At 70.4% G+C, this 10466-nt stretch carries 8 protein-coding genes; 5 read left to right on the forward strand and 3 right to left on the reverse strand.

The annotated features are described in order from the left end of the window. Nucleotides 1–32: 32 nt before the first annotated feature. From V4F39_RS07840 to V4F39_RS07850, 3 genes are all read right to left on the reverse strand, one after another. A complete protein-coding gene (locus V4F39_RS07840; RefSeq protein WP_332288755.1) occupies nucleotides 33–2909 on the reverse strand; it encodes a M20/M25/M40 family metallo-hydrolase in 2877 nt (958 codons plus the stop codon). Between the two features lie 370 nt (nucleotides 2910–3279). After that, nucleotides 3280–4959 (reverse strand): acyl CoA:acetate/3-ketoacid CoA transferase, encoded by a 1680-nt coding sequence (locus V4F39_RS07845; protein WP_332288756.1) that lies wholly within the window; start codon nucleotides 4957–4959, stop codon nucleotides 3280–3282. Between the two features lie 21 nt (nucleotides 4960–4980). Then, nucleotides 4981–6366, reverse strand: a complete 1386-nt coding sequence (locus V4F39_RS07850; protein ID WP_332288757.1) for a GntP family permease — start codon at nucleotides 6364–6366, stop codon at nucleotides 4981–4983. Nucleotides 6367–6652: 286 nt separating this feature from the next. Here V4F39_RS07850 and V4F39_RS07855 point away from each other — a divergent pair, with 286 nt between their 5' ends. The 5 genes from V4F39_RS07855 to V4F39_RS07875 form a co-directional block, all read left to right on the forward strand. Continuing rightward, the gene (locus tag V4F39_RS07855; protein WP_332288758.1) at nucleotides 6653–8092 is read left to right on the forward strand and encodes a sigma-54 interaction domain-containing protein; all 1440 of its coding nucleotides are present in this window, start codon (nucleotides 6653–6655) and stop codon (nucleotides 8090–8092) included. 97 nt (nucleotides 8093–8189) lie between these two features. Beyond that, nucleotides 8190–8525 carry a hypothetical protein gene (locus V4F39_RS07860; protein WP_332288759.1) on the forward strand — a complete coding sequence of 112 codons (336 nt, stop codon included), beginning with the start codon at nucleotides 8190–8192 and terminating at the stop codon, nucleotides 8523–8525. 130 nt (nucleotides 8526–8655) lie between these two features. Continuing rightward, entirely contained in the window at nucleotides 8656–9561 is a 906-nt protein-coding gene (locus V4F39_RS07865) for a hypothetical protein (protein WP_332288760.1), read from the forward strand. 34 nt (nucleotides 9562–9595) lie between these two features. Next, entirely contained in the window at nucleotides 9596–10192 is a 597-nt protein-coding gene (locus V4F39_RS07870; protein ID WP_332288761.1) for a TIGR02594 family protein, read from the forward strand. 47 nt (nucleotides 10193–10239) lie between these two features. Further along, the coding region (locus V4F39_RS07875) for a hypothetical protein (protein WP_332288762.1) at nucleotides 10240–10466 on the forward strand (227 nt) is incomplete at its 3' end.

A 10466-nucleotide genomic window follows, 5' to 3' on the forward strand; every position in this document is an offset into this window, starting at 1 on the left:
CTTGTGATGAATGAGTTTGGCTTGCACGCAGATCACTGCGGGCAGGAGGGAACCGGGACGATCGACGTCATCAGCGACCAGTCCTTGATGTCCACGGCGCCATTGCCGTCGAAGTCGGCGCGAGCGTCGAATCCGGCCTGGCCCTGCCGCTTGTTGAACGTGGCCTTGGTCAGCGCGAGGTCACTGCAGTTCGCCACGCCGTCGCCGTTCACGTCGCCCGGGGTCTTGAACGTCACGTAGATCGCGTCCGGCGAGGCGAACTCGGCGTCCTTGCTGCCGTCGCCGAAGAGGAAGAATCCGCGCTGCTTCTTGGCGCCGCGTTCCGGGAACGGGTTCGCGTTAGACGCCAGGTAGTTCGGGTTCACCGAGTACAGGTCCGTCTTCGAATCCGCGATCACCGTGCTCACGCCTTGGTAGGGCGCATCGGTGACGGCGAGGTTGACGGACACGTAGAGGCTGTTCGGATCCGTGGCGGACACCCGCTTGTAGAAGAACTTGTCGGCGTTCGCCGCATCCGGGGCCACCAGCGGAACGACGCTGCCTCCCTTCAGGGCGTTGAACGAGAAGTTCTTGAAAGTCCCGGTGACGAGGGCCTTCCACTGTGCGGCGTTCAGGTTGGCGGGCTTGTTGACCTTGAATTCGAGCCGCATCGGCAGCACGAACGTGTTGGCCAGGAAGTCCGAATCGTTCAACGGCAGGTAGACGCCGCCGGCCTCGTGGCCCAGCGCGTAGGCGGCGGCCGAGACGGTGGTGTTGCCGCGGCCGTTCCACATCGGGATGCGGAACGAGGTCGCCGCCGCGAGCTTCTTGTCGGTGCCGAGGTATTGCGGCAGCACGGCGGCCGAGGCGTCCTTGTAGGTGCCGATCGTCACGTCGAGCAGGTCCAGGTCGGCACGGTCGGCGTTCAGGCCGGGGATGTCGGCCCACATGTACTGCGCGCCGGCCGGGCCCGAATAACGGGCCATCTCCAGCATGCCGTCGGCCATCATCTTGGTCATCTGCACGGCCGATGCCACCTTCATGCGCTCGTTGGCGGTATGCCACCACCGCTCGTTGCCCGGGATCACCGCGCCGAAGGCGTTCATCTTGTTGCGGAAATTGCTCGCGAGCGTGCCGCCCGTCGTGCCCTGCGCATAGGTCAGGTCGAGCAGCCCGTACACATCGCTGAACGCCGCGGGGTCGTGGTTCATCGTGCCGCGGTAGCTCGCCAGTTGCAGCGCGATCAGCGGGTTGTCGTGCGTCATGTACAGCGTCGGGTTGGCAAACGCCGCGATGGTGCCCAGCGTGAAACCCTTGCCCTGCCAGGCGCCCGTCACCGCGGTGATGGCTGCGTTGTAGTCCGTCGCGTTCTTGTGCATGCTGCGCATGAACATCGGGATGCTCAGGCTGCCCCCGGTATAGAAGCTCGCCAGGTTCTCCGAGTTGATGCCGCCCATCAGCGCGAACGTCAGGTTCGGCGCGCCGTTGTCGATGTTGCGCAGCAGGTTGTCGGGGATGCCCATGTACCTTCCGATGTAGGCCTCGCCCTCCACACCGCCGCGGAAGAACAGGTCGGCCAGCCCGTCGGCGGCCTTCTTGAGCTGCAGGTCCGACGCGGTGATGCCGTTGGCGCCGAGCGCCTGCGACAGCAGGTGCATGCCCCAGACGATGGCGTTCTTGCCGTAGTGGGGCGTGGGCATCTCCATCGCCACGCCGGTGTTGATCTCCAGGATGATGGTGTCGCCGGCGATCTCGGTCCGGACCTTCGGGGTTTCCGTCGGCAGGCCGGTGAGCCACCGCTGGGCCGTGGCGGCGGCGGTGATGCCGCTGATGAAGCTGCTCCGGCTGCTGGCGCTGACGCCGGCGGCATTGAGCGTGAACACCGCCCTGGAAGCCACCTGGGTCGTGCTGCCGTAGGTGATGTCCTTCAGCGTCGGGTCGCCGGCCCGCAAGGTGACGCCGGCTACGGCGGAGACGAGGCTGAAGGGTTTTCCGGCATCGCTCGAAAGATCCATCGATACCGTCGGCGTCGACGCGACGGAATTACCGACGATCACCGGAAAGCGGGAATCCGAGGTATATGCCGCGATGGGCATTTCTTCCCGGTTCAACATTTTGTACGCCCAGTTGTCGTAGAAACTGGGGTTGGCCGTGTAATAGGGAATGCTCATGAAGTTGGCGGTATTGGCCACCGTGGGGGTACCCGGGCCGCCATCTTCGTAGATACCCATCACGATGCGGATCCGCCGGTCGCGGGGCAATCCGGCTTCCATCAGGGCCTTGGCCGCGAGCATCGTCGCGAGCGTCGGGCCGCTGTCGTCCTGGATACCGGCGCCGTAAATCCATCCGTCCTTCACATAAGGCGTGTGGTAGGAATCTGGGTAATAGGAGGACGCGGTACCGAGCAGGCCGTCCGCACCGCGCCAGCGTTCGAGCTGGGCGGCGCTGACGGAAGCGGTCGGGGAGTCGAGGTGGCTGAGCGCCATGATCATCTCGGGCGCATCGGGGTCGCCGATTTCCACGTAGACGTATTTGTCGGCCTGCCTGCGCACGACGACGGGGAAGCCGTGGGATTTGGCGAGATCCACCAGCCAGTTCAGCTTCGCGGTCTTTCTTTCACGCTCGTTCTGGTTGTTCGCGTTGCTGTTCACCGGGAAGGGATAGGCGGTCGATACCGCCTGGCCGCCGGCGCCGCGGGAGATGGAGTCGTACTTGCCCCCGTCGAGCATCGCGCCGACCAGCGACAGCGGGTTGTAGCGGCCGTCGCCCACGATGGTGTTTCCCACGTCGCCCGCCAGGGCTTCGACCTTGGCGTGCACGGCCGCCCGCTCGGCCGCGGTCACCGTGGGGGTATAGGTCTGGACGGGCGGGGCGGCGACTGCAGGGATGCACAAAGGCAGTACGGCAAAGCCACTGAGGAGTTTTTTCATCGCAGGCTATCCTTCACAAGATACAGGTATTGAAACGGGCGCGCCCCACGGCGGCGCTCGAGCCGGATCCCCGGCTCGCGGCGTGCAGCGCGCGCTCGACGCTGGCGCTGCACCGATACCCGGCCGGGCCGCACGTTGCCAGTTTCGAGCGTGAAATTCTGACGGTTATTTGCAAAAACCGCACCAGCGGAAAAACCCCGGACGGAAACCCGTGCGGGCCTGCAGGCGTCGGTTTTCCGTCCGATCGCCGTCCCCGGCGTAGGAAATTTGCCGCCCGCGCAGTCCTCGTCAGAGGGAAATGGCGTGTAAAAGCCGGCGACGGGAAACCGTCCAGGCCGGCCGATCGAAAACCGGAATCCCGTTGGGATATTCAGCGTGGCGCCCGGATTACCCCGTCACCCCTCAGTTGAGGGGGGGGCAGCGTGCGGCGCATGCGCGCCCGCAGGCCGATGGGGCCGGGCCGGAAGAGGGCGGCATCCATCGGCTTCGGGGCGCCTTGGAGCACCGGTGTGAAGCGCATGTGCGCCAGGATGTCGCGCTGCACGTCGACGCCGGGGGCGATTTCGGTGAGCACCAGGCCCTGCGGCGACAGCTCGAACACGCAGCGCTCGGTGACGTAGAGCACCGGCTGGTGTTGCGCCGCGGCGCGCCGGCCCGCGAAGCTGCGCTGCTCCACCTCGTGTACGAACTTGCGCACCTCGCCGTCGCGCACGATCACCAGCCGGCCGTCGTGCACCTCGAAGGCCTGCCGGCCGGCCATGAAGGTGCCCACGAAGACCACCCGCTTCGCGTTCTGCGAGATGTTGATGAAGCCGCCCGCACCGGCCAGCCGGCTGCCGAAGCGCGAGACGTTGACGTTGCCTTCGCGGTCGGCCTGCGCGAGGCCGAGGAAGGCGAGGTCGAGCCCACCGCCGTCGTAGAAGTCGAACTGGCTCGGCTGGTCGATCACCGCGGCCGTGTTGATGGCGGCGCCGAAGTCCAGGCCCGACGCCGGCAGGCCCCCGATCACCCCGGGCTCGGCCGTCAGCGTGATCAGCCCGGCCACCCCTTCCTCGCCGGCGATGCCCGCGATGCCTTCGGGCATGCCGATGCCGAGGTTCACCACGCTGCCGGCCGTGAGCTCCAGCGCCGCGCGGCGGGCGATCACCTTGCGTTCGTCGAGCGGCATCGGTGCGAGGGCCGATACGGGCACGCGCAGTTCGCCCGCATACGCGGCGCTGTAGGGGGTGGCGAAGGTCTGCGGATGGAGTTCAGGCCGTTCAGCCACAACCACGCAGTCCACCAGCACGCCCGGGACCTTCACCTGCCGGGGCGGCAGGGCGCCGCGCGCGGCCACGCGCTCCACCTGCACGATGACGATGCCGCCGCTGTTGTGCGCGGCCATGGCGATGGCCAGGGTCTCCAGCGTCAGCGCCTCGCGTTCCATCGTCACGTTGCCGTCGGCATCGGCGGTCGTGCCGCGCAGCAGCGCGACGTGGATCGGGAAGGCCTTGTAGAACAGGTACTCCTCGCCCTCGTAGGGCCACAGCTCGACGAGTTCTTCCGTGGTGCGCGCGTTGACCTTGCCGCCGCCCAGGCGCGGATCGACGAAGGTGCCCAGGCCCACGCGCGACAGGTGGCCGGGCTTGCCGGCGGCGATGTCGCGGAAGAGGTGCGAGATCACGCCCTGCGGCAGGTTGTAGGCCTCGATCGTGTTGTTGACGGCCAGCGCCTGCAGGCGCGGCACCAGGCCCCAGTGGCCGGCGATGACGCGCTTGAGCAGGCCGGCGTGGCCCAGGTGGTTGAGGCCGCGCGAGTGCCCGTCGCCCTGGCCCGCCGCGCAGACCAGCGTCAGGTTCTGCGGCCGGCCCGGTTCGGGGTGGCCGGCGGGGCCGCGGGCCAGGAAGGCCTCCTCCAGCGCGACGGCCAGGTTCTCCGGGAACCCGATGCCGACGAAGCCGCCGGTGGCCACCGTGTCGCCGTCGCGGATCAGGCGGACGGCGTCGCGCGCCGGGAGGATCTTGTCTTGGCGGGCGGCGGTCAGTTCGCGCAGCGCATCGCGTGCTTGCATGGTGTGTGCCTGCACGCAGTGTCAGAACACGCCGACCGTGAGGTACAGGCCCAGCACCAGCACGCTGGCGGCCAGGGCCGTGACGCTGCCCACGACGAAGAGGTCGAAGTAGGACTGCCGGTGCGTCAGGCCGCAGATCGCCAGCAGCGTGATCACCGCGCCGTTGTGCGGCAGGATGTCCATCGCGGCGGAGCCCATCGAGGCGATGCGGTGCATGATGTCCGGATCGATCCCCGCCACGCGCGCGGCGTGGGCGTAGTACTCGCCCATCGCGCCGAGCGCGAGGCTCATGCCGCCCGAGGCCGAGCCCGTCATCGCGGCCAGCACGGTGACCACCAGCCACAGCGACACCACCGGATCGGACGCCACCGAGCGCAGCCCCTCGCGCACCACCGCGAACGCGGCCAGCGCGGCGATCACCGCGCCGTAGCCCACCTCGGAGGCCGTGTTGGCCATCGGCAGCAGCGAGCCCACGGTGCCCTGGTTGAGCGCCCCGACCAGGTCGCGGATGCGGTGCCGGTTGAGCACCACGATCGAGACGATGGCGCAGGCCATCGCGCCGATGATGGCCCAGATCGCCAGCACCTTCTTCAGCTCGACGTTCCTGAACCTCGGCGTGGCGAGCTCGCTGTGGTCGAACGCGGGGATCACGTACTTCGACAGCACGAAGTTCAGCACGATCACCAGCAGGATGGGCAGCAGCGCCACGAGGAAGGGCGGCAGCGCCCGGCCGTCGGCCGCCGCCGGCGCGTCCGGGTGCTCGCCGTAGCCTTCGCCTTGCGCCCGGGCCGCGCGGGCGCGGCGGCCCAGCCAGAACATGCCGGTGGCGAACATGAACACCGACGCCACCACCCCCATGCCGGGCGCCGCATAGATCGTCGTCTGGAAGAACGGGATCGGGATCGCGTTCTGGATCGACGGCGTGCCCGGCAGCGCCACCATCGTGAAGGTGAAGCTGCCCAGGCCGATGGCCGCGGGGATGAGCCGCTTGGGGATGTGCGCCTCGCGGAAGAGCGACGCGGCGATCGGGTAGACCGAGAACGCCACGACGAACAGCGAGACGCCGCCGTAGGTGAGCAGTGCGCAGGCCAGCACCACCGCCAGGATGGCGCGCTGCGCACCCACCCAGCCGACGATGCGGCGTGCGATGGCGCGGGCCGAGCCCGATTCGTCCATCAGCTTGCCGAACACGGCGCCGAGCATGAAGAGCGGGAAGTAGGTGGCGAAGTAGCTGCCCAGCGCGGGCATGAAGATCTGCGTGTAGCTCGCGAAGAAGGGGAGGTCGCCCAGGTTGAACAGGATCGCGACGCCGGCGCAGATCGGCGCGATGAAGATGACGTTCCAGCCGCGGTGCGCGAGGAAGATCAAGAGGGCCAGGGACACGAAGATCCCGGTGATTCCGAGCATGGCTGTCTCACTCTCTGGTGTGGTTGTGCCTCTCGCTTTGCAGCGCGCATGCCATCCCGGCCCCCGGCGGCCGCCGCCGATGCGCCGCACGGGCTGCGGCCCAGTGGCGGCGCGGGTTGGCGGCCTGCCGGCAGGGCCTGGGCGGGTCCGGGGCGGGGTGCGGGCCCGGCCCGCGCGTGTCTGCCGCAGCGGACACCCGTCTGCCGCGGCGGACAAACCCGGGCTGACCACCGTGCCACCGCTGCCACAATCAGCAGATCAAAAATATCAAATTCAGGAGGCCTGGATGACGGCGTGGCCAGCAGATGCCGCGGACCGCGGCGAGTCCTTCCGGCAGCTGGCGATGCGCTCGCTCTTCGACCGGCTGGAGGCGCTGTGCGAGGGTTCGGTGGCGGTCGACCGCGAGGCGCGCGTCACCTGGATCAACGCCAAGTACGCGCGGCGCTTCGGGCTCGAGGCGGAGGCGGCGGTCGGCATGGACATCGAGGCGCTGATCCCCCACAGCCGGCTGCGCGAGGTGGTCGACTCGGGCCGGCCCATCGTGCTCGACATCATGGACATGGGCAGCGGCCACTGCGTGGTCACGCGCATGCCGCTGTGCGACGAGGGCGGCGAGGTCATCGGCGCGATCGGCTTCGTCCTCTACGACCGCGTGGAGGGCCTGAAGCCGGTCGTCGACAAGGTGGCGCAGCTGCAGCGCCGGCTGACGGCGGCCGAGCGCGAGCTGTCGGAGAACCGCCGCGCCAAGTACAGCCTCGCGTCCTTCATCGGCGTGTCGCCCGCCTGCACGGAGATCAAGCGGCGCGCGCGCCGGGCCGCGCAGCTCGACAGCACCGTGCTGCTGGCGGGCGAGACGGGCACCGGCAAGGAGCTGCTGGCGCACGCGATCCACAACGTCTCGCCGCGCGCCGACAAGCCCTTCATCGGCATCAACGCCGCGGCCATCCCGGAAAGCCTGCTGGAGGCCGAGCTCTTCGGCGCGGCGCCCGGTGCGTACACCGGCGCCGAGCGGCGTGGCCGCGAAGGCAAGTTCAAGCTGGCCGACGGCGGCACGCTGTTCCTCGACGAGGTGGGCGACATGCCGCTGTCGCTGCAGGCCAAGCTGCTGCGGGTGCTGCAGGAGCGCGAGATCGAGCCACTGGGCGCCAACCGCATCGTGCCCGTCGACGTGCGCGTGATCGCCGCGACCAGCGTCGACCTGGCGGGCGCCGTCGCGCAGGGCCGCTTCCGCGCGGACCTGTACTACCGCCTCGCCGTGCTGCAGCTCGCGGTGCCGCCGCTGCGCGAGCGCCTGCCCGACCTGCCACTGCTTGCCGAGCGGCTGCTGGACGACATCGGCAGCCGCATCGGCCAGCCGCTGGAGCTGGCCGACGACGCGCTGGCGGTGCTCGCGCGCCACGCCTGGCCCGGCAACGTGCGCGAGCTGCGCAATGTGCTCGAGCGGGCGGTGCTGATGTTCGAGACGCCGCGCCTGGCCGCTGCGCACCTGCTGAAGCTGCTGCCGGCCGCGGCCGACGCGGGCCCGGCGCCGGTGGCCGCGGCGGGCGGGGTGGGCCGCCTCGCCGAAGCCACGGCCCAGGCGGAGCGCCAGGCCATCGTGTCGGCGCTGGCGTCCACGGGCGGCAACAAGCTGGCGGCGGCGCGGCTGCTGGGCATCTCGCGGGCCGCGCTGTACCAGAAGCTGTCGGTGCTTGGGATCGGCGCGCCGGCGGCCGGTGCCGGCTGACCGCGTCCGAAGCCCCTGCCGCGGGGTGAACCAAGGGAAATCCCTTAATCTCCAGACTTCGGGTTTTTACCTACTTCCGCTGTCTGCAGGGATCGCCATGAACCAGTTCGCCACCTTTTCGCTCGCCGGCCTGTTGTCCGTGGCCGCCGTGGCCGCCCAGGCCCAGGCGCCGGCCACCCACCCTGCGCTGCAGCGCGGCGCAGCCGCGGTGGCCGGCGGCATCGATCCTTCCACCTTCCGCGTTGGCCACCCTGCCAGCCCCCGGTGGCAGGTGGCCTCGGCCAACGGCCAGCATCCCGCCGTGCTGGTGGCGCGCCAGGCCCCGCGCATCGACAGCAACACCTTCCTGGTGCAGCCGCCGGCCTCGGTGACCTGGACGCCCGTCTCCGAGGGCGGGACCGCCGTGGCACCGACGGTGGCCGCCGCACGCTGACACGCCGCGCGGCCTCGCCGCGCTGCGCTGCCTCCCCCCAAGAACCGAAGTCGAAACTGGGGAGTGCGGGGGCCGCCGCGTGGTGCTGTGATGCGGTCGTTCCGGGGCCCGAAGGGCAAGGAGAACCGCGATGGTCCAGCCCGCACCGTCATGCGCCGGCGCCGCAGCGTGCGCGGCCCTGCGGCCCGGAGCGCCGCTGCGCGCCGCGCTGCTGGCCCTCGTGCTGTCGCTGTGCGGCTGCGCGGCCTTCGAGGGCTACCCGGAGCGGGCGACCGATCCCCACCGCGACCTGGCCGAACTGCAGCCGCTGATCGACGCCAAGGCGGTCGCCGCCTGCCTGCAGGCCGCCACGGCCGCCTGCCGCGATACCGTCGTGGGTGCGCGCATGTATGCGGCAGACATCCGCTTCTCCGAGTTCGAGGAGAACCTCTTCCGCGAGACGCGCAAGGCGGGCTTCGGCGCCACCCTCGCCACGATGGGCCTCAGCACGGCCGCGGCGGCCTCGACCGGCGGCGCCTCGCAGTGGCTCTCGGGCCTCAGCGCCTTCGTCATCGGCGGCCGGGAGGCCTTCCAGAAGGAGGTGCTCGCCGAGCGCACCGTCGTTGCGATCCACACGGCCATGCGCAGCCGCAGGGCCCAGGTGGCGCTGCGGCTGCGCTCCGGCCTCGCCCAGCCGCTGGAGCGCTATCCGCTGCCGGCCGCCCTGTCCGACCTGAACGAGTACTACAACGCGGGCACGGTGCTGGGGGCGCTCGTCAGCATCACCGAGACCGTGGGCGCCAGCGCGCTGCAGGCCGAGGCCGAGCTGCGCCAGACCATCCGCTTCAATCCCGACGCCTCGGCGGACAAGCTGCAGCCCTTCCTCTGCGGCGGCGCCGCCACCTGCACGACGCTGAACGATGCGGCCGTCCGGCGCATGCGCACCGAATGCTGGCCGAAGGCCGGCGTGGCGGCGGGCACGCCGGTGGTCGACTTCATGCTGCAGGAAAGCTTCGCGCGCCAGCGCGCCGAGGTGACCAGGTGCCTCGGCCTGTGACCGGGGCCGCGTACTCGCCGGACAAGGGGCGAACATGAACCTTCTGCGCGTCATCACCGACATCCCCGCCGACCGCGTCGGCTTCGTGCTCGCGATGATCTCGGCCGACAGTGGCCGGGTCGTCGAGCAGAAGGCCGAGGGCGACGGCGAGTTCACCGTGGTCGCCGAGTTCGCCGGCGTGGCGGCCCCGCCACCGCTGCAGCCGGCCGCGGGTGCGTCCCAGGAGAAATGGCTTGGCGTGGCGAAGGCCGAGCTTGGCCAGTCCGAACAGGCGGGCGCCGCGAGCAACCCGCGCATCGAGGCGTACCACGCCACCACCTCGGGCGGCGCGGCCGACGACTCGGTGCCCTGGTGCTCGTCGTTCGTCAACTTCTGCGTCGAGGCCGCGGGCGTGCGCGGCACCCGCTCGAAGGCGGCCCGCTCGTGGCTGCGCTGGGGCGTCGACGCGGGCGATTTCGTGCCGGGCTGCGTGGTCGTGCTCAAGCGGGGCGAGCCGCCGCAGGGGCACGTCGGGTTCTACGTGGGCACCGAGGGCGGGCGCATCCGCGTGCTGGGCGGCAACCAGGGCGACCGGGTCAGTATCGCGAGCTTCGACGCCCGCCAGGTCCTGGGCCGCCGCCTCGCCGCCTGAGCCGTGCCGGCCCCGCCCCGCGCGTGACCCTCTGCCGGGAGAATGCCATGAGCCGCCAGCAACGCGTGGTCTTCGACGTGCCCGACGAACGTGTCGACTTCGTCGTCGCGATGATGCGCGCCGACGGCGCCGAGACGAGCCGCCAGCGCCAGCCCGACGGCCGGTGGACCGTCACCGGCCGCTTCCCCGAGCCGGCGCCCACCCCGGCGCCCGACCCGGCGCCCACCCCGGCCGCCGGCCCGCCCGCGCCGACCGGGCCCCGGCCCGCCGGCCC

This window comes from Aquincola agrisoli, assembly GCF_036621135.1.
Classification (GTDB): Bacteria; Pseudomonadota; Gammaproteobacteria; order Burkholderiales; family Burkholderiaceae_C; genus Aquincola; species Aquincola agrisoli.

What these genes read in the sequence shown, in the direction of transcription:
- V4F39_RS07870 (WP_332288761.1), top strand. Translation starts at nt 9,596, where the DNA reads ATGAACCTTCTGCGCGTCATCACCGACATCCCCGCCGACCGCGTCGGC.
- V4F39_RS07860 (WP_332288759.1), top strand. Translation starts at nt 8,190, where the DNA reads ATGAACCAGTTCGCCACCTTTTCGCTCGCCGGCCTGTTGTCCGTGGCC.
- V4F39_RS07855 (WP_332288758.1), top strand. Translation starts at nt 6,653, where the DNA reads ATGACGGCGTGGCCAGCAGATGCCGCGGACCGCGGCGAGTCCTTCCGG.
- V4F39_RS07865 (WP_332288760.1), top strand. Translation starts at nt 8,656, where the DNA reads ATGGTCCAGCCCGCACCGTCATGCGCCGGCGCCGCAGCGTGCGCGGCC.
- V4F39_RS07840 (WP_332288755.1), bottom strand. Translation starts at nt 2,909, where the DNA reads ATGAAAAAACTCCTCAGTGGCTTTGCCGTACTGCCTTTGTGCATCCCT.
- V4F39_RS07845 (WP_332288756.1), bottom strand. Translation starts at nt 4,959, where the DNA reads ATGCAAGCACGCGATGCGCTGCGCGAACTGACCGCCGCCCGCCAAGAC.
- V4F39_RS07850 (WP_332288757.1), bottom strand. Translation starts at nt 6,366, where the DNA reads ATGCTCGGAATCACCGGGATCTTCGTGTCCCTGGCCCTCTTGATCTTC.